Origin of the sequence: Streptomyces macrosporus (assembly GCF_039533145.1) — a bacterium.
Taxonomy (GTDB): domain Bacteria; phylum Actinomycetota; class Actinomycetes; order Streptomycetales; family Streptomycetaceae; genus Streptomyces; species Streptomyces macrosporus.
The window spans coordinates 50,965-69,216 of sequence record NZ_BAAASZ010000008.1; the positions used below are offsets into that span (position 1 = coordinate 50,965).

Annotated in this window: 18 protein-coding genes and 1 tRNA gene; 9 read left to right on the forward strand and 10 right to left on the reverse strand. The window is 73.0% G+C overall.

Annotation, left to right across the window (positions count from 1 at the left end; genetic code table 11):
• Nucleotides 1–45 precede the first annotated feature (45 nt).
• The 4 genes from ABD335_RS05360 to ABD335_RS05375 all read right to left on the reverse strand — a co-directional run bounded on the left by ABD335_RS05360 (nucleotide 46) and on the right by ABD335_RS05375 (nucleotide 4,095).
• On the reverse strand, nucleotides 46–1,431 hold the full coding sequence (locus tag ABD335_RS05360; protein WP_344320910.1) for an FG-GAP-like repeat-containing protein: 1,386 nt from the start codon (nucleotides 1,429–1,431) through the stop codon (nucleotides 46–48).
• A 194-nt stretch (nucleotides 1,432–1,625) separates the two neighbouring features.
• Nucleotides 1,626–1,877 carry a hypothetical protein gene (locus tag ABD335_RS05365; RefSeq protein WP_344320911.1) on the reverse strand — a complete coding sequence of 84 codons (252 nt, stop codon included), beginning with the start codon at nucleotides 1,875–1,877 and terminating at the stop codon, nucleotides 1,626–1,628.
• A gap of 578 nt (nucleotides 1,878–2,455) precedes the next feature.
• Complete coding sequence (locus ABD335_RS05370) at nucleotides 2,456–3,625, reverse strand: zinc-dependent alcohol dehydrogenase (RefSeq protein ID WP_344320912.1); 1,170 nt, start codon at nucleotides 3,623–3,625, stop codon at nucleotides 2,456–2,458.
• Entirely contained in the window at nucleotides 3,622–4,095 is a 474-nt protein-coding gene (locus ABD335_RS05375) for a hypothetical protein (RefSeq protein ID WP_344320913.1), read from the reverse strand. The genes ABD335_RS05370 and ABD335_RS05375 overlap by 4 nt, the downstream gene beginning before the upstream one ends.
• Nucleotides 4,096–4,412: 317 nt before the next feature.
• On the opposite strand from ABD335_RS05375, the gene ABD335_RS05380 reads away from it, so the two are divergent.
• The 8 genes from ABD335_RS05380 (at nucleotide 4,413) to ABD335_RS05415 (ending at nucleotide 12,261) form a co-directional block, all read left to right on the forward strand.
• Nucleotides 4,413–5,684 carry an aspartate kinase gene (locus ABD335_RS05380; RefSeq protein ID WP_344320914.1) on the forward strand — a complete coding sequence of 424 codons (1,272 nt, stop codon included), beginning with the start codon at nucleotides 4,413–4,415 and terminating at the stop codon, nucleotides 5,682–5,684.
• Nucleotides 5,681–6,781, forward strand: coding sequence for an aspartate-semialdehyde dehydrogenase (locus tag ABD335_RS05385; RefSeq protein ID WP_344320915.1), 1,101 nt, complete (start codon nucleotides 5,681–5,683; stop codon nucleotides 6,779–6,781). Before ABD335_RS05380 ends, ABD335_RS05385 begins: the two co-directional genes overlap by 4 nt.
• A 415-nt stretch (nucleotides 6,782–7,196) precedes the next feature.
• On the forward strand, nucleotides 7,197–7,772 hold the full coding sequence (locus ABD335_RS05390; RefSeq protein ID WP_344320916.1) for a SigE family RNA polymerase sigma factor: 576 nt from the start codon (nucleotides 7,197–7,199) through the stop codon (nucleotides 7,770–7,772).
• On the forward strand, nucleotides 7,769–9,058 hold the full coding sequence (locus ABD335_RS05395; RefSeq protein ID WP_344320917.1) for a hypothetical protein: 1,290 nt from the start codon (nucleotides 7,769–7,771) through the stop codon (nucleotides 9,056–9,058). The genes ABD335_RS05390 and ABD335_RS05395 overlap by 4 nt, the downstream gene beginning before the upstream one ends.
• 87 nt (nucleotides 9,059–9,145) lie before the next feature.
• Nucleotides 9,146–9,988: an SURF1 family protein gene (locus ABD335_RS05400; protein ID WP_344320918.1), complete on the forward strand. Its 843-nt coding sequence runs from the start codon at nucleotides 9,146–9,148 to the stop codon at nucleotides 9,986–9,988.
• A 242-nt stretch (nucleotides 9,989–10,230) separates the two neighbouring features.
• Nucleotides 10,231–10,842 (forward strand): hypothetical protein, encoded by a 612-nt coding sequence (locus tag ABD335_RS05405; protein ID WP_344320919.1) that lies wholly within the window; start codon nucleotides 10,231–10,233, stop codon nucleotides 10,840–10,842.
• Nucleotides 10,843–10,939: 97 nt separating this feature from the next.
• Nucleotides 10,940–11,479, forward strand: coding sequence for a SigE family RNA polymerase sigma factor (locus ABD335_RS05410; RefSeq protein ID WP_344320920.1), 540 nt, complete (start codon nucleotides 10,940–10,942; stop codon nucleotides 11,477–11,479).
• A gap of 59 nt (nucleotides 11,480–11,538) precedes the next feature.
• The gene (locus ABD335_RS05415; RefSeq protein WP_344320921.1) at nucleotides 11,539–12,261 is read left to right on the forward strand and encodes a hypothetical protein; all 723 of its coding nucleotides are present in this window, start codon (nucleotides 11,539–11,541) and stop codon (nucleotides 12,259–12,261) included.
• Nucleotides 12,262–12,390: 129 nt separating this feature from the next.
• Here ABD335_RS05415 and ABD335_RS05420 read toward each other — a convergent pair whose 3' ends face one another.
• The 6 genes from ABD335_RS05420 to ABD335_RS05445 form a co-directional block, all read right to left on the reverse strand.
• Nucleotides 12,391–13,182, reverse strand: a complete 792-nt coding sequence (locus ABD335_RS05420; RefSeq protein ID WP_344320922.1) for an ABC transporter permease — start codon at nucleotides 13,180–13,182, stop codon at nucleotides 12,391–12,393.
• Nucleotides 13,179–14,171, reverse strand: a complete 993-nt coding sequence (locus tag ABD335_RS05425; RefSeq protein WP_344320923.1) for an ATP-binding cassette domain-containing protein — start codon at nucleotides 14,169–14,171, stop codon at nucleotides 13,179–13,181. Before ABD335_RS05425 ends, ABD335_RS05420 begins: the two co-directional genes overlap by 4 nt.
• A gap of 62 nt (nucleotides 14,172–14,233) precedes the next feature.
• On the reverse strand, nucleotides 14,234–15,076 hold the full coding sequence (locus tag ABD335_RS05430) for a DUF4097 family beta strand repeat-containing protein (protein ID WP_344320924.1): 843 nt from the start codon (nucleotides 15,074–15,076) through the stop codon (nucleotides 14,234–14,236).
• 82 nt (nucleotides 15,077–15,158) lie between these two features.
• Nucleotides 15,159–15,674, reverse strand: coding sequence for a hypothetical protein (locus ABD335_RS05435; RefSeq protein ID WP_344320925.1), 516 nt, complete (start codon nucleotides 15,672–15,674; stop codon nucleotides 15,159–15,161).
• 800 nt (nucleotides 15,675–16,474) lie between these two features.
• Nucleotides 16,475–16,548 (reverse strand) — tRNA-Pro (locus tag ABD335_RS05440).
• 83 nt (nucleotides 16,549–16,631) lie between these two features.
• Nucleotides 16,632–17,573 carry a metallophosphoesterase gene (locus ABD335_RS05445; protein WP_344320926.1) on the reverse strand — a complete coding sequence of 314 codons (942 nt, stop codon included), beginning with the start codon at nucleotides 17,571–17,573 and terminating at the stop codon, nucleotides 16,632–16,634.
• Nucleotides 17,574–17,669: 96 nt separating this feature from the next.
• Between ABD335_RS05445 and ABD335_RS05450 the strand changes: the two genes are divergently transcribed.
• Nucleotides 17,670–18,134 (forward strand): GatB/YqeY domain-containing protein, encoded by a 465-nt coding sequence (locus ABD335_RS05450; protein ID WP_344320927.1) that lies wholly within the window; start codon nucleotides 17,670–17,672, stop codon nucleotides 18,132–18,134.
• Nucleotides 18,135–18,252: the final 118 nt, after the last annotated feature.

Here is an 18,252-nt window from a genome sequence, read left to right on the forward strand (position 1 = left end):
CGCCCGCGAGTCGGCGGCCGGGGCCAGGCCGGGATCAGGCCGGGATCAGTCGTCGAGGAAGGAGCCGCCCAGGTCGGGCAGCTCGTACGAGCCGCCGGCCGTCGGACCGCCGGACGCGCCGGGCAGGACGTGGCCGCCGGAGGCCGCGCCGATGGCGAGGTCCGCCCTGCCGTCGGCGTTGGTGTCGCGCAGCCGGAGGGCGTGGCCGAAGGACTCGTGGTCCCGGGAGCCGCCCGTGACGGACTGCGCGACCACGGAGGAGCGGGAGCCGGAGAGACCGCCGGAGCCGCCGCGGAAGACGTGGACGGTGCCCTGGTCCTCCATGCCGTCGACGTCCTCGTGCGGGACGCCCACCACCAGGTCCGCGTAGCCGTCGCCGTTGGAGTCCGCGGCCGACAGGTCGTAGCCAAAGTTGTCGTCGGCCTCGGGCGTGCCCGAGACACCGGTGGTGGCCTGCGTGAACTTCGCCGAGCGGGTGCCGGGGCCGGACGAGGTGCCGTACCAGACGTTCACCGCGCCCTTGCCGCCGCTCTCGTCGGGCTCGCCGACGGCGATGTCCCCGTAACCGTCCTTGTCGAAGTCCGCGATGACGGCGTTCGTCCCGAAGTCGTTCTGCCCCGTGGCGAGCGTCTTGGTCGTGCCCGAGGAGAGGCCGGTGGAGGTGCCCTTGAGGAACCAGGCGCGGACGTTCCAGTCGGTGCCGGACGCCTGGAGGCCGAGGATCACCAGGTCCGCCTTGCCGTCGCCGTTGACCTTGCCCGCGGCCAGGCCGGCCGTGGAGTACCAGCCCGCCCCCGTCTTGTCGATCTTGCCGACGGTGCCCGTGGTGCCGGACTCGGCGAATCCGCCCCGGTACAGCCAGGCCTCCTGGCCGCCGAGGACCGCCAGGTCGGGCGAGCCGTCGCCGGTGAAGTCGCCGATGGCCACGTCGCGGCCGAAGTGGCCGTACGCGCCGCTCTTCACCGACAGGCCGGTTCCTCCGGAGAGGCCGGTCGCGGAGCCCCACAGGATGGTCACCGAGCCGCGGTACTCGTGGTCGCCGACGTGTTCCGAGGGGTTGCCGACGACGAGGTCCGCGTAGCCGTCCTTGTTCAGGTCGGCGCTCGCCAGGCTCTCGCCGAACTGGTCGTCCTCCTCGCCCACACCGGGCACGCCGCGACTGTCCTGGTGCACCACCTGGGTGCGCGAGGTGTCGAGCCCTCGGGCGCCGCCGTACACGACCACGACGGCGCCGCCCTTCCACCCGCCGGTCGAGTCGACCACGCCGCTGTAGGCGTGCCGGTACGCGATGTCCCGGTGGCCGTCGCCGTTGAAGTCGTCGTAGTGCCTGGCCGGTGCCGCGGACGCCGAGACGGGGGCGAGGACGAGGAGACCGGTCGTCAGCGAGGCCGTGGCGGCTGTCGCCAGGGCGAGGCGGACGTACTGGCGCATGCGGGAGGCTCCTGTCGCCTGGGGGCGCGGTGGGGCACCCCGGACCGAAGAGGGTGCGTGTCACGCCCCCGTTCGTTCCGGGGAGAGCGGAGGTCGACCCGGAGCGGGGCGGGCGTGCAGCGTACGGAAGACTCCTCGGGCGGTCCGAGGGTTGTACGGCCCCGCCGGGAAGTCCGTTCCCGCCGGTGGCGCGATCACCGCGCCTCGTCCCCGGGGCCCCGGCCGGTCCGGGTGAGGGCCTCGGCCAGCCGCAGGGCCACGTCGGGCGTGCAGCGCCCCAGCTCCACCAGCGGCGGATCGACGGTCTCGCCCGCGTACGAGACGAGGTCGACGCGGAGGGACGGCAGCGTGACGCCCGCGCCGTGCAGTGCCTTCCGCAGCTCGTCCGCCGCCTCCTCCGCGACCTTGAGCCGTTCACTGTCGGCGCGTCGCCTGGCCGTGGCCATGGGCTGACCTCCTGGTTGTGCCGAGGGTTTCGAAGCCACCACACAGAGTGGTGGATGCCGGCCGGGCTCGCCAAGGGCAGGACATCGGCGACGCGTCTGCTGGTATAGGGGAACGGGGCCGTGGCCTGCGCCGGCGGAGGCGGCGGGCACGGGAGCGGACGCCCCGAACGGGCGACACGCCGCCGCGGGGAAGCGGGGTGCGCGCGGCAGGAGTTGGGCGGGCGCGTCCTCCCGGCGCGGGTGTGCGCCGGCCGGTTCGGGACGGTGGTCGGCGCTCGCCGGCCCGGCCCCGCGCGGCGCGTCGGCGGGGAGTGGGGGAGGGGCGGCGGCTTCGCCCGGACGCGCGAGGAGTCGGTCAACAGTTTGCCGTTCGCGGGGCTCGGGCTCCGGACTCCGGGCGCCGGGATGCGGGCTCGGGGAGCTGCGTCCGAGGAACGGGCGGGTCGGTACGACCCGCCCACCCTCCCGTGCGGCTCCGGAAACCGTCGGGCCGGGGCGTTCCGGGGCCGCCGCCCTCGCGCACGGGCGCGCGAGGCGCGTGGGCCGCGCGTCCCGGCGCGCGTGCGCGATCGGGGGCCTTACGGACGGAAGACCGCCCGCACGCAGCCGTCCTTCTTGTGCTTGAACATGTCGTAGCCCTTGGGCGCGTCGTCCAGGGACATGGGGTGGGTGGCCAGGTGCGCGGTGCCGATCTCGCCCTTCGCGATGCGCTCCAGCAGCATCGGGATGTACCGCTGGCCGTGCATCTGGGCGCCGCGCAGCGTCAGGCCCTTGTTGACCACCATGCCCAGCGGGAACTTGTCGACCGCCCCGCCGAAGACGCCCAGGACGAAGACCGAGCCGCCCTTGCGGCAGGCGTGGATGGCCTGGCGCACGGCGGTGGGACGGTCCGTCTGGAGCCTCAGCTGCTGCTTGACCTGGTCGTACAGGTAGTCCGGGCCGGTGCTGTGGGCCTCCATGCCGACCGCCTCGATGCACACGTCGGGGCCTCGGCCGCCGGTGCGCTCGCGCAGCTCGGCGGCGACGTCGGTGGTGGTGTAGTCGATCACCTCGGCGCCGACGTACCGCTCGGTCATCGCCAGCCGCTCGGGGATGCGGTCGATGCAGACAACCCGCTCCGCGCCCTTGAGGAACGACGCCCGCGCGGCCATCTGCCCGACCGCGCCGCAGCCCCACACCGCCACCACGTCACCGGGCCTCACCCCGCCCAGGTCGGCGCCCATCCAGCCGGTGGGGACGGAGTCGGAGGCGAACAGGGCGCTGATGTCGTCCACGCCCTCGGGGATCGGGAAGGCGCCGTAGTCGGCGAAGGGCACGCGGACGTACTCGGCGTGGCTGCCGCGGATGCCGCCCATGGCGTGCGAGTAGCCGAAGATCCCGGCGGTCTCGTAGCCGAAGAGGGTCTGGCCGATGCCGGGGTTGGTGTTGGTGTTGTCGCACAGCGACCACAGGTCGTTCCGGCAGTACCAGCAGCGTCCGCACCCGATGAAGGAGCACACCACGACCCGGTCGCCGACCTTGTGGCGGCGGACCTCCGGACCGACCTCGACGACCTCGCCGACGAACTCGTGTCCGATCACGTCCCCGGCCTTCATCGCCGGGATGTAGCCGCCGATCAGGTGGAGGTCGGAGCCGCAGGTGGTGCTCGCCAGCAGCCGTACGATCACGTCCTGCTCGTTGCGGATCTCCGGGTCGGGGATCTGCTCGACGGACAGCTTGTTCACGCCTTCCCAGCACACGGCCCTCACAGCACGCCCTCCCCTCCGGAGCGCCGGGACGCCAGCCCGACGATCCTGCCGCCGATGGTCTCCTCCCGCGCGGTGGGGGGCGCGTCGGACCGCATCACCTCGCCGGTCTCCAACAGGGACTTGGCCTCGCGCAGCGCGCGCCGGACCTCCTGGCGCGGGTCCTTGCCCGCGAGCCGGGACGGCAGGGAGGTCCGGGCGGGCGAGACCCCTCCGCGCAGTCGCGCCGCCAGCTCGGTGCCGCGGTCGCCGGGGGCGGGCCGCACGGTGATCTCCAGGGCGTCGCCGAACTCGTCCAGGGGCCGGGGCGGCCTGCCCTCGGGGAGCACGTCCATGGGGGGACGGTCGATGGTGACCACCATCCAGCGCTCGCCGCGCCGCGGGTCCGTCGGCGGGGACGCGAGCCTGCGCAGGGCCGCCGCACCGGCCCCGGCGCCCGCCAGGACCAGCGCCGTGCGCGCCGCGTGTTTCATCGCATTCCTACCTCTCGTCAGCCTCTGACGGCATCTGATGCTTTTGAGCTGTTCGCAGTACCCGCGTCGGAGTGCCGTCATGCGCCCGCCGCCCCCGCGTCCCGGGTGTGACCTGCCCAACATTTCCGTGTGAAGGGCCGGCGAACGGGCAGGGGTCGTCGCTGAGCCGGTGCGACGGGGCGCTGCGCCGCGCCGCCCGTGAGAAGGGCGTCTCACGATGTGGCAGGGGCGGGGTCGTGGAGGCCCGCTCGTTAGACTGAACCGACCGGTGGACTCCCGGACGGGAACCACGGAAGACGAAAGTTCGAGGAGCGCACGTGGGCCTTGTCGTGCAGAAGTACGGCGGCTCCTCCGTTGCCGATGCCGAGGGCATCAAGCGCGTCGCCAAGCGAGTCGTCGAAGCCAAGAAGAACGGCCACCAGGTGGTCGTCGTGGTGTCGGCGATGGGTGACACGACGGACGAGCTGATCGACCTCGCGGGAGAGGTGTCCCCGATCGCGTCGGGGCGCGAGTTCGACATGCTGCTGACCGCCGGGGAGCGGATCTCCATGGCTCTGCTGGCGATGGCGATCAAAGCCCTGGGCCACGAGGCGCAGTCGTTCACCGGCAGCCAGGCCGGCGTCATCACCGACTCCGTCCACAACAAGGCCCGCATCATCGACGTCACGCCGGGCCGCATCCAGACCGCGCTGGAAGAGGGCAACATCGCCATCGTCGCCGGCTTCCAGGGCGTCTCGCAGGACAAGAAGGACATCACCACCCTGGGCCGGGGCGGCTCGGACACCACCGCGGTGGCGCTGGCCGCCGCGCTGAACGCCGAGGTGTGCGAGATCTACACCGACGTGGACGGCGTCTTCACCGCCGACCCGCGGGTCGTGAAGAAGGCCCGCAAGCTCGACTGGATCTCGTTCGAGGACATGCTGGAACTGGCCAGTTCCGGTTCCAAGGTGCTGCTGCACCGCTGCGTCGAGTACGCACGCCGTTACAACATCCCGATCCATGTCCGCTCGTCCTTCTCCGGGCTGCCGGGCACGTGGGTCAGCAACGAACCGCAAGGGGACCAGCCGATGGAGCAGGCGATCATCTCGGGCGTCGCGCACGACACGTCCCAGGCCAAGATCACGGTCGTCGGTGTGCCGGACAAGCCGGGCGAGGCCGCGAAGATCTTCCGTGTGCTCGCGGACGCCGAGCTGAACATCGACATGGTGGTGCAGAACGTCTCCGCCGCGTCCACCGGACTGACGGACATCTCCTTCACCCTGCCCAAGGACGACGGGCGCGGCGCCATCGAGGCGCTGGAGAAGGCCAAGGGCGCCATCGGCTTCGACTCCCTGCGCTACGACGACCAGATCGCCAAGATCTCGCTGGTCGGCGCGGGCATGAAGACCAACCCGGGCGTCACGGCGGCCTTCTTCGAGTCGCTGTCGGGCGCCGGGGTCAACATCGAGCTGATCTCCACCTCCGAGATCCGCATCTCGGTCGTGACCCGCAAGGACGACGTCAACGACGCGGTCCGGGCCGTGCACACCGCGTTCGGGCTGGACAGCGAGAGCGACGAGGCGGTCGTCTACGGAGGCACCGGGCGATGATTCCCGGCGGGGGCCTCCCCCGTGCCGGCGCCGATCGCGCCGACCGGCCCACGCTGGCCGTCGTCGGCGCGACCGGCGCCGTCGGCACCGTGCTGCTGGGGCTGCTGTCGGAGCGCGCGGACGTCTGGGGCGAGATCCGTCTCGTCGCCTCGCCGCGCTCGGCGGGCCGCAAGCTGACCGTGCGCGGTGAGGAGGTGGAGGTCCTCGCGCTGGGCGAGGAGGTCTTCGACGGGGTCGACGTCGCGATGTTCGACGTGCCCGACGAGGTCTCCGCCCGGTGGGCGCCGGTGGCGGTCTCCAAGGGCGCGGTGGTGGTGGACAACTCCGGCGCGTTCCGGATGGACCCGGACGTTCCGCTGGTGGTGCCCGAGGTGAACGCCCACGCGGCGCGGGTCCGGCCGCGCGGGATCGTCTCCAACCCCAACTGCACCACGCTGTCGATGATCGTCGCGATGGGCGCCCTCCACGCGGAGTGGGGCCTGGACGAGCTGGTCGTCGCCTCGTACCAGGCCGTCTCCGGCTCCGGCAAGCGGGGCGTGGACACCCTGCGCGAGCAGCTCGCCGCCGTCGTCGGCACCGAGGTGGGCACCCAGCCCGGCGACCTGCGGCGGGCGGTGGGCGACACCGGTCCCTACCCGGCGCCGATCGCGCTCAACGTGGTGCCCTTCGCCGGATCGTTGGCGGAGGACGGCTGGACGTCGGAGGAGCTGAAGGTCCGTAACGAGTCGCGGAAGATCCTGGGGCTGCCGCGGCTGCGCGTCACCGCCACCTGCGTCCGCGTCCCCGTGATCACCACCCACTCGCTCTCCGTGCACGCCCGCTTCGAGAACGAGGTGTCGGTGGAGAAGGCGCACGAGATCCTGGCGAACGCGCCGGGCGTGGTGGTGTGCGACGACCCGGCCGCGGGGGAGTTCCCCACCCCCGCCGACGCCGTCGGCACCGACCCGACCTGGGTGGGGCGCGTCAGGCGTTCCCTGGACGACCCGCGGGCGCTGGAGCTGTTCGTGTGCGGCGACAACCTGCGCAAGGGCGCCGCGCTGAACACCGCGCAGATCGGTGAGCTGATCGCGGCCGAACTGACCGCGAACCGGGCCTGAACCGGCCGCCCCTCTCCCGCGTTGAGCCGAAACCCGGACACACCACCCCAAAGGGCCTGCCGCGGGGGTGTTCGCGCACGCCGCGCGAAGGTTGTGAAGGACTTGTAATGAAGTCCTACCCCGTAACCGCTTGATCCGGGTCGAGCTTCTACGTGAGGATTTTGCCTCCGCACGTCCTGGAACCATGGTCCGGGCACTGGCGTCTCTCTTCCCACTGCCGGAACTCGATGACGCCAGACGGCGGCGCAGAGGAAGAGGTGGTGCGCATGTGGTCGTTCGGCACATCGTCAAGAACGATGGCCCACGCGTACAACCCTGACGGGGGGCAGCGTGTCCAACAAGCGTGGCAGAGGCACTCGGAATCGCGACAGCGCCCGTACGGGTCCCGGGGCGTGGCGGCACGCCGGACAGGGGCATGCCCGTGATCGCTCCCTGGTCGGCGTCCCGGACGACGTCGCTCCCCGCGCAGTCGAGGGACGTTGACGGCGCGATGGCAGCGGGCACCACTGTCGACCACCTCACCGAGACCTACCGCGCTCACTACCGTTCCCTGCTCGGGCTCGCCGCCCTGCTGCTCGACGACACCGCCTCCTGTGAGGACGTCGTGCAGGAGGCGTTCATCCGCGTGCACTCGGCGCGCAGCCGTGTGAGGGAGCCGGAGAAGACGCTGGCGTACCTGCGGCAGACCGTCGTCAACCTCTCCCGCTCCACGCTGCGCCGCCGCATCCTCGGACTCAAGCTGCTCTCCAAGCCGATGCCCGACATGGCCAGCGCGGAGGAGGGCGCGTACGCGCGCATCGAGCAGGACGAGCTGAAGAGGGCGCTGCGCAAGCTCCAGCGCCGTCAGCGCGAGGTACTGGTCCTGCGGTACTTCGCGGACATGACCGAGGCCCAGGTGGCCGAGACGCTCGGCATATCGCTGGGCTCGGTGAAGGCCTACGGCTCGCGGGGCATCGCGGCCCTGCGAGTCGCCATGGAGGCGCCCGCATGAGCGGCGACGGACTGCACGAGGAACGGCGCGACCCGCACGGCGACCACGGACCCGGACACGAGCCGGGCGGCGACGAGCCGCGCGGCGACCGGGGGTCGGACGCCCCCGCGCGGGACGCCGAACGGGACCTGCCCGAAGGGGAGCCACCCGCGCGGGACACCGAGCGGGAGACCCCCGAGCGGGACCTGTTGGGGATGGACGAACAGGCGCTGCGGCTGCTGATGCACGACGTGGTGCGGGGCGTCGAGCCGTCGCCCGACGCCCTCGACCGCCTGCACCGGGCCGTGCCCGCCCGCCGCGCCCGCCGCCGGCAGATGACGGTCGGCGCGGTCGCCGCCGCCCTCGTCGTCGGCGTCGCCGCCCCCGTCCTGACCCAGACCGGCGTGGTCGCCCGGGTCATGGACGGCAACACCGCCAACACCGCCGGCAGCCACCGGCAGGAGGCCACCGGGGGAGGCGGCGAGGGCGGCAACGCCACCGGCCGCGACTCCGACCGGAAGTTCGGGGACGACGGCGACCCGGACGATCGGGCGAAGCCGAAGGACTCCTCCGGAGCCGACAGCTCGGCCGGCCCCGACGCCAACGACACCCTCGGCCCCACCTCGCCGAGCTGTCTGCGCTCCCAACTCGGCGACGGCGGCTCCAGCGTGGGACCGGCCGACGTCAACGGCCAGATGTACGGCTCGTTCCGGATCGTCAACGTCTCCGACTCCTCCTGCCGCGTCGAGGGCCCCGACACGGTCAGCGCGACCGCGCTCGGCGGAGCCGACCCCGCCGCCGTCAGCGTCGTCCACCACACCCCCGGGGACAGGGCGGCCCGGTTGCCCGACCCGGCGACCGAGCCCGCCTCGATCATCCTGGAGCCCGGACAGTCCTACGTGGTGCAGTTCGCCTGGGTGCCGAACGAGGGCGGCACCACCGGGTGCCGGGCCCCCGACCCGGACCCGACCCCCGGCGGCGGAACCGGGAGCACCGGCGGCACCGGCGGAACCGGGGGCACCGGCGACGCGGGCGGCACCGGGGACGCCGGCGGAGGCGACGGCGGGACCACCACCGGCGGCACGGGCAGCCCCGACAGCGGCGAGGGCGGCGACACCGTGCAGGAGCCCAACAGCGGCGTCAGCCCCCAGCTCGGCTACGACGCCTCCGGCGGCCAGGGCGGCACCTCCTCGCCCACGGTGGTCCTCCGCTACGTGCCGGCGGCCGGGGAGCCCCAACTCGACGTCCAGATCCCGAACGCCTGTGCGGGGACGGTCTACCGCACCGGCCCCCTCCCGGCCGCGTGACGGCGGCGCCGGTCGGCCGCGCCACGCGGAGGGCGCGCGGTGGGGGCGAGTGGGCCGGGCCCGAGGCGCCACCGTACCGTTGAGGGCGTGTACCGGTTCCTGCTGACCCCGCGCTGGTGGGCGATCAACCTCTTCCTGCTGCTGTCGCTCCCTGTCTGCCTCTTCATGGGGAGTTGGCAGTTGGACCGCTTCGAGGACCGCGTGGACTCGCACCAGGACCGGCGGGAACGCACCGCCGACGGGATCTCGGACGCCGAGACCCGGCCGCTGGACGACCTGCTGCCCCTCACCGAGGACACCCTCGGAGAGCCGGCCCGGGCCACCGGCCGCTACGACCTCGACCGCGAGTTCCTGGTGCCCGAGCGCCGCGTCGACGGCCGCGACGGCTTCTACGTCCTGACCATGCTGCGCATCGACGGCGACCGGGCCCTGCCCGTCGTCCGCGGCTGGCTGCCCGGCGCGGCGGACCCCTCCCGGGTGCCCGAGGCGCCGGGCGGCGAGGTGACCGTGACCGGCGTGCTCCAGGCCCCGGAGAGCCAGAGTTCCCAGGGCGTGCGCACCGGCGCCCTGCCCGACGGGCAGCTCGGCATCATCAGCGCGGCCACCCTCGTCAACGAGGTGCCCTACGACGTCCACAACGCCTGGATCACCGTCCAGGAGACGCGGGAGCCGCTGAAGGCGGTGCCGCCGGTCGCGCCGGAGGGCTCCGGACTGGACGCCAAGGCGTTCCAGAACCTGGGCTACACCGCCCAGTGGTTCGTCTTCGCCGGCTTCGCGCTCTTCATGTGGTACCGGCTGTTCCGCCGCGAGGTGGAGACCGCCCGCGACCTCGCCCTCGGCATCGAACCGGCCCCCGCCCCGACGCCCGGCGCCCCCGCCGCCTCCGAGCCGGAACCCGACCGGGAGACCGCCGGGGAATCCGCCCGCTGACCTCCCCTTCCCCGACGCCTTCCCCGAACCCTCCCTCGTCCCCTCTCCCGTCGTTCTCCTCGATCTCCTCGATCTTCGATTTCTTCCGCGGCCCTGACATAGCTCCCGCCCCCTCCTCCCGTCTGAGGGGTGACAGCGAAAGTCGCCCCCTCGGGGGAGACGGCAGGAGAGGGGCCGCCGGGCACCGTCCGGCCCGGTCCCGACCGACGGCGCGCGCCCGCGCGCCACGACGTGGAGGAACCATGAGGAAGCAGCGGCTCGCCGCGGCCGTGCTCGCCGCCATCGCACTGACGGGTTTGGAGAGCGCCGCCGTGGCCGCGCAGGGGCAGGGCGGGGTCCAGGGCCCCGAGCGCGCCACCGCGACCGTCCGCCAGGCCCACGACGGCGCGCCGTCCGGGGCGTCCACGTCGCCGGGGGTGCGGGTGGTGCGGCCGTACGAGCCGGTGGAGATCAGGCAGGGCGCGCTGATGGGGCTGCTGCCGGAGGGCCGCCAGAACTACGTCGTCGACTGGAGCCCGGAGAGCTTCCGGTACTCCGTCGAACAGGCCAAGGAGATCGTCGGGGACGACCTCCGCTCCGACAGCATCAGCGGCGGCCTCCACTACGAGCCGGGGCGCGGCTCGCTGTTCACCGGCGCCTGGCGCTCGGACGTCGTACCCGCGCGGATCACCGTCCGGACCGCCGACGGCACCTTCGACGCCGGGATGCTCCGCCTGCCCGGCAACCCCGGCTGGGGCACCTACCACCTGGACGCGGGTCCCCTGGACGCCCGGCGGGCCCCCGTCACCGTCACCGCCCACGCGCCCGACGGGACCGTCATCGACGAGCTGGTGATGGACTTCCCCACCCGGTAGTCCACCGACCGACGCCCACGACCACGGACGCGCGCCGCCGTGCCGGACGCCACGTCCGGCACGGCGGCCGACCCCCACGGCGAACCGAGGCACCCGTTTGAAGACGAGCGCGGAGGCGGACTTCCGCGAGTACGTGGCCGACCGATGGCCCCGCATGCTCCGGACCGCGTACCTCCTCACCGGCAACCACCACGACGCCGAGGACCTGGTGCAGGCATCCCTGGCGAAGGCGTACACCAGATGGGAGCGCGTGCAGCGCGCCGACGACCCGGACGCCTACGTCTGGCGCATCATGATCAACTCCAATGTGGACCGGCTCCGCCGCCTGCGGATCCGGGAGTGGCCGACCACCCGCTTCCCGGACTCCCAGACCGCCGACCGGGCCGACCAGATCGTCGACCGCGACCTCCTGCTGGGAGCCCTCGGCCGCCTTCCCGCGCGGCAGCGGACGGTGTTGGTCCTGCGCTTCCTGGAGGACCGCAGCGAGACCGAGGTCGCGAAGGTGCTCGGCACCCGGATCGGCACGGTCAGGAGCCACACCGCCCGCGCCCTGGCGAGACTGCGCCGCGACGGCACCGTCCTGGGCCTGGGGAACGGCCGGACGGCGACCGCGTCCGGCACGGGAGCACGACGGTGAGCGGGCACGGCGGGCACGGCGGACACGGAGAGACCGCGGGACACGAGGGGACAGCGCCGATGGACCACGAGGCCGCCCGCCTGGCGGAGGCCATGCGCCGCGAGGCCGACACCCTGCGCCCGGGCCCGCCGCCCGTGGACGCCGTGCTGCGGGAGGGACGGCGCAGGAGGCGGCAGCGCCGCCGGGCCGTGGCGGGCGCGGCGGCCGCGGCCGGGCTGGGCTGCCTCGCCGGCGTCCTCCTCCTGCCGCCCCTGCCGACCACCGGGCCGGTGGGGACGCCCCCGGCCGCGTCCACCGCGCCGTCGCCGTCCGTGCCGTCCGCGCCCGCCGCGTCGCCGGGGGTGCGGGTGGTGGAGCCGTACGAGCCGGTGGAGATCGGGCAGGGCACTCTGCTGGGACTGCTGCCGGAGGGGAGGCAGAACCACGTCGTCGTCCGGGGCGACCGGGCGGCCTTCGACGAGGCGGTCGAGCGGGCCAAGGAGATCGCCGGCGACGGCATCCGCCCCGACAGCCTCAGCGGCGGCCACCACCACCTGCCGGAGGACGGGGTGCTCTACACGGGCGCCTGGCGCACCGACACCGAACCCGCGCGGATCACGGTGACGGCGGCCGACCGCACCTGGGAGGCGGGCATGGTGAGCCTGCCGGGCGATCCGGGCTGGGGCGTGTACCACGTCGACGCGGGCCGGCTCGACCGTGACGAGATCCCCGTCACGGTCACCGCGTACGGCCCCGACGGCACGGTCCTCGCCCGGTTGGAGAACACGCTCCCGATGCCGTGACGCCTCCTCCCCGGCCGCGCACGGGGGCGGCCGGGAACGCGGACGGGGCGGCGTGCTCCGACGCGGTGTCGGAGTACGCCGCCCTCGGGCGGGACGAGCCGCGGGAGGCGGCCCGCGCAGTCGTCTCGGCTACTTCGGGTCGCGGTTGAAAACCGCCTTGGACCAGACGTAGCCGAGGACCGTGAGGCCCCCGCACCAGGCGACCGCGAGCCACCCGTTGTGCCCGATCTCGCTGCCGAGCAGCAGCCCGCGCAGGGTCTCGATGGCCGGGGTGAACGGCTGGTACTCGGCGATCGGCTGGAACCAGCCCGGCATCGCGTCGACCGGGACGAAGGCGCTGGAGACGAGCGGCAGGACGATCAGCGGCATGGCGTTGTTGCCGGCCGCCTCGGCGTTCGGGCTGACCAGGCCCATCCCGACCGCGACCCAGGTGAGGGCCAGGGCGACCAGCGCCATCAGCCCGAACGCCGCCAGCCACTCCAGGGCGGTGGCGTCCGTGGACCGGAAGCCGATGGCCACGGCGACGGCACCCACGAGGACCACGCTGGCGACCGATTGCAGCACGCTGCCGACGACGTGCCCGATGAGCACGGACCCGCGGTGGATCGCCATCGTGCGGAAGCGGGCGATGATGCCCTCGGTCATGTCGTTGGAGACGGACACCGCGGTCCCGACCACGGTGCCGCCGATGGTCATCATCAGGATGCCCGGCACGATGTAGGCGAGGTACTCGGAGCGGCCGTCGCCGCCGCCGCCGATGCCCGCGCTCATCACGTCGCCGAAGACGTAGACGAAGAGCAGCAGCAGCATGACCGGCGTGAGCAGCAGGTTCAGGGTGAGGGACGGGTAGCGCCGCGCGTGCAGGAGGTTGCGGCGCAGCATCGTGGACGAGTCGCGCACGGCGAGGGAGAGGGAGCTCATCGGACAGCCTCCTTGGGCTGGTCGGTGCCGCCGGTCAGGGCGAAGAACACGTCGTCGAGGTCGGGGGTGTGCACGGTCAGCTCGTCCGCCTCGATGCCGGCGGAGTCCAGCCAGTCGAGGATGGAGCGCAGTTCGCGCTGGCTGCCGTCACTGGGGATCTGCAGCGTCAGCGCCTCGTCGTCCCGCTGCACTTCGCGCAGCGCGGAGGCGGCGGACCGGTACGCGGCCGGGTCGGAGAAGCGGAGCCGGACGTGCCCGCCGGGGACCATCCGCTTCAGCTCCTCGGCGGTGCCCTCGGCTGCGATCCCGCCGTCGTCGAGCACGGCGATCCGGTCGGCGAGCTGGTCGGCCTCCTCCAGGTACTGCGTGGTGAGGAAGACGGTGACGCCGCCCGTGACCAGCTCGCGGATGATCTGCCACATGGTGTGGCGGCTGCGCGGGTCGAGGCCGGTGGTCGGCTCGTCGAGGAAGATGATCCGCGGGTCGCCGACCAGGGTCATGGCGATGTCGAGGCGGCGCTTCATGCCGCCGGAGTAGGTGGAGGCGGGCTTCTTCGCCGCATCCACCAGGTCGAAGCGCTCCAGCAGCTCCGCGGTCACCCGCCGGCCCTCGCGGCGGGAGAGGTGGTGCAGGTCCGCCATGAGGAGCATGTTCTCCTCGCCGGTGATCAGCCCGTCGACGGCGGAGAACTGCCCGGTGACGCCGATCGCGGCCCGCACGGCCTGCGGATCGGTGGCGATGTCGTGGCCCGCGACCCGGGCCTGCCCGCCGTCGGCGGTGACGAGCGTGGACAGGATCTTCACGGTGGTGGTCTTGCCGGCACCGTTCGGGCCGAGCAGCGCGAAGATCGAGCCGGTCGGGATGTGCAGATCGATGCCGTCGAGGACGGTCTTGTCGCCGTACGCCTTGCGCAGACCGGTGGCGGAGACGGCGGCCGGCGACGGGTGACCGCCGCCCTGCCTGGGCATGGGCATGACAGAAGAAGGCATGGAGCCCTCCGTTCGAAGGCCGAAGTGGATGGAGGATCGGGGGAGACGAGGCCGGCGCGGGGTCAGACCTTGGCGCGGCGGATGTCGATGTTGCCCCAGTTGGTCCGCGCGTGGACCTTGACGGTGTCCTCGGTCGCCTCCGGGGCCTCGGAGGCGGTGAGCGTGTTGCGCACCAGCCCGCGGTTGGAGTTGACGTCGAGCCAGGCGGCGGTGCCCTCGCGGATGCCGACCTCGATGGAGCCGTTGGAGGTCTCCAACCGGACGGTGCCGCGGGCGACGTCGGCGACGCGGAGGAAGCCGTGGGTGGTGGTGCCGGTGACCGAGCCCTCGGCGCGCGCGATCTCGATGCCGCCGTGGGCGCCGCTCACCCGCAGATCGCCGGTCACGGTACCGACGGTCGTGGTGCCGTGCGTGTTCTTGAGGACGGCGGGGCCGTCGACGAGGCCGACCCGCACGTTGCCGGTGCTGCTGGTGATCTCGGCCATGCCCTCGACCCGGTCCACGGTGGTCGAGCCGTGGTGCGCCTTCAGGTGCAGCGGACCGGTGGTGTCGAGGCGGACGTCGCCGACCGAAGCCTTCACCCGGACCTCGCCGAGCCGGCCCTCGCCGATCACATTGGCCGCGGCGCCGGTCACGTCGATGTGCGAGCCCGTGGGCAGTTCGACCGTCACGTCGACGGTGCCGCCGCGCCCGAGCAGATTGGCCTTGGGCGTGCTGACGGTCAGGACGCCGCTCGCACAGGTGACCTCGGTCTGGTCGGCCGCCCGCACGTCCAGGTCCTTCTTCGGGTCGCGGGGCCGTACCTCGACGACGGTGTCGAGGCGGTCGCCCGCGGTGAACTGGATGGAGCCGGCGTACACATAGGCGGTGACCGAAATCGGTTCGGGAGTGTCGAAAGAAGGCATGGCTGTACCGTCCTCATGGGTCCTTGGGACGTCCCCGCTGGTGGGACGTGGTGTGGGTGAAGTGGTGCGGGCGCGGGCGAGGTCAGCGCACCCAGCCCGTGAAGCTCTGTCCGACGGTCTGGGTCTTCTCCGTCGTACGCGGCCGGGCGCCGCCGTCGACCGCGGCCGACACGGCGCGCACCAGCCACGCGTTGACCGACAGGCCCTCGCGGCTCGCGGCCTCCTCGACACGCGCCTTGAGGTGGGCCGGCAGGCGCAGGTTGACGCGGGCGGTGCCGCCCTCGTCGCCGTCGGCCGGGGCCGGGGTCTTGAGCGGTTCGACGGGTGCGACCGGCTCCGCGGGGGCGCCGCCGGTGGGCGGCGGTGTCACCACGAAGTCGGGGTCCAGTCCGCGCAGCCGTACGTCGACCGAGCCGGGGGCGAGCTCGCGGGTGATCTCGTCCATCGCGGCGGAGAGCACGTTGAGCATGGTCAGGCGGGTCGCCGACTCCAGGGGAGCGGTGAGCCGCTCGGCCAGCTTGCGGGCATCTTCTCCGCCGGCTTCGGCGGCCACCGCGAGTTCGCGGCGGAGGGCGTCGACATACGGGGTGAGATCCATGGCGTCATCATGGCACCATAGTGACGCCATGTGCAACCCCAGATGGCACCTTGTGTGGCATGAATGTGAGGGCGGACGTCTGAGCTGCGGAAACGTGAAGAGGTTGTCTTGGGTCAGTGGGGCGTCGTGCGCACTCGTGTGTTCTGTGGGGCGCCGAGTGGCACCACATGGCACTGCTTGGCGCCATCCGGTGCCATGTGGCGCCATGCGATGTCACAAGAAGGTGGCCTGCCCCCGCCTCGCGGTCTGCCGCCGGGCCGAGCCCACCCGAGGCGGCACGATCGGGCCGGCTTCCGAGTGGCCGGCACCCGCGAGCGCCTGGGCCGCCAACCGACCGCCTCCACGGCTCGCTCCCGTCCTCGCCGGCCGAGGAAGTCGATGTGGTCCAGCCGCAGCCTGCGTCCTTCACGACCACCGCGCTGTTCGTCGGCAGCCCGGCGACGATCTGGTGGTGGCGCCGTGCGGCGCGGAGGCGCACTCCGCAAGGTGCGCGGCCGGCTCCGCCTCCGGTTCGCCGGGGGCCGACTCGGCCACGGACCGGCCGTGCCGGGAGACTTGACCATCCGACAGGAAAACAACCGGCATGACCCGGAACGTAGGGCCGTGACCGGCGCATACGACCCGAGTCACCGCACCGGAACCGAGATCGACCCCGTTGCCGCCAATGGTCGTTCCGATCCCGCCACGGGCCAAGCGGGAGAAGGAAGGTCGGCGAAGGCCGTGGGGGGTTGCCGTGCTCCCCTGCTCGCGGAACGTCCAGAGGCCCTGCCGGATCTCTCCGGCAGGGCCTCTGACCTGCGTCGGGGTGGCGGGATTTGAACCCACGACCTCTTCGTCCCGAACGAAGCGCGCTGCCAAGCTGCGCCACACCCCGTTGCAACGAGGACTACTTTAGCCCACGCTCGCGCTGAGGAGAAATCCGGTTTCCCCGGGGCGGCAGGGGGTGGCGGGGCGGGGTCAGGGACGTTCGATCAGGGTGAGGAGGGTGGCCTCCGGGGGACACGCGAAGCGGAACGGGGTGTAGCGGTTGGTGCCGCAGCCCGCGGAGACGTGGAGGTAGGAGCGGTGGCCCCCCGCCTGGTGGTAGGAGAGGCCCCGGGCGCGGTCGGTGTCCAGGTCGCAGTTGGTGACCAGGGCGCCGTAGAAGGGGACGCGGAGCTGGCCGCCGTGGGTGTGGCCGGCCAGGATCAGCGGGTAGCGGTCGGCGGTGAAGGCGTCCAGGACGCGCAGGTAGGGAGCGTGGACCACGGCGAGGGAGAGGTCCGCGTCGGACTCCGGGCCGCCCGCCACCTTCTCGTAGCGGTCGCGCTTGATGTGCGGGTCGTCCAGGCCGGTGAGGGCGATCTCCAGACCGCTGTCCAGCTTGAGGCGACCGCGCGCGTTGGACAGGCCGATCCAGCCCGCGGCGTCGAAGGCGTCGCGCATGCCCTCCCACGGGTTGTGGATGGCGCCGACGGCCGGCGGGTTGCCGTTGAGGCCGTGGCGGCCGGTGGCCTTCTCCACCAGGTAGCGGGCGGGGTTGCGCAGCCGGGGGCCGTAGTAGTCGTTGGAGCCGAAGACGTACGCGCCGGGGTACTCCAGCAGCGGGCCGAGCGCGTCCAGGAGCTCGGGGACGGCCTCCGGGTCGGAGAGGTTGTCGCCGGTGTTGACGACGAAGTCCGGGCGCAGGCCGGCCAGCGACTGGAGCCAGCGCTGCTTCTTGCGCTGGCCGCTGACCATGTGGATGTCGGAGACCTGGAGCACGCGCAGGGGCCTCGTCCCGTGCGGCAGTACGGGGACGGTGACGCGTCGGAGGCGGAAGGAGCGGGCTTCGATGCCCGCCGAGTAGGCGACGCAGGCGGCGCCGACCGCCGTGATGCCGAGGGGAATTGTGAGGGAGAGCGGGTATCGCGCACGCATGGGGAACATGGTCGCAGATGCGCGGACCGCGCGCGGACGGACCAGTGGACCGCAATGCAGTGGGCGTTCGGTCGTACGTCCTGGCACACTTCGGGCATGACCACGCTCAAGACCCGGCTTCAGGACGACCTCACCGCAGCGATCAAGGGGCGCGACGAGCTGCGCTCCTCCACCCTCCGGCTCACGCTGACCGCGATCCAGAAGGAGGAGGTGGCGGGCGAGAGCGCCCGTGAGCTGTCCGACGCCGAGGTCGAGAAGATCATCGCCCGGGAGGCGAAGAAGCGGCGCGAGGCGGCCGACGCCTTCGCCAAGGGCGGGCGTGCCGAGCAGGCCGAGCGCGAGCGGGCCGAGGGCGAGGTCCTCGCCGAGTACCTGCCCAAGCAGCTCACCGACGAGGAGTTGGACGCGCTGGTGGCCGAGGCCGTGGCGGAGGCGAAGGCCGCCGGGGCCGAGGGGCCGAAGGCCATGGGCGCCGTGATGAAGATCGTGAACCCGAAGGTGGCGGGCCGGGCGGAGGGCGGCCGGGTGGCCGCCGCCGTCAAGAAGCGCCTGGCGGGCTGAACGCGGCGCGGAGGCGCGCGGGCGCACGGCGCAGAGGAAGCGCGGAGGAAGGACGGAGGGGTGCCCGGCCGGTGTCGGCCGGGCACCCCTTCGGTGCTCGCGGTGGCGTGCGGCGCTG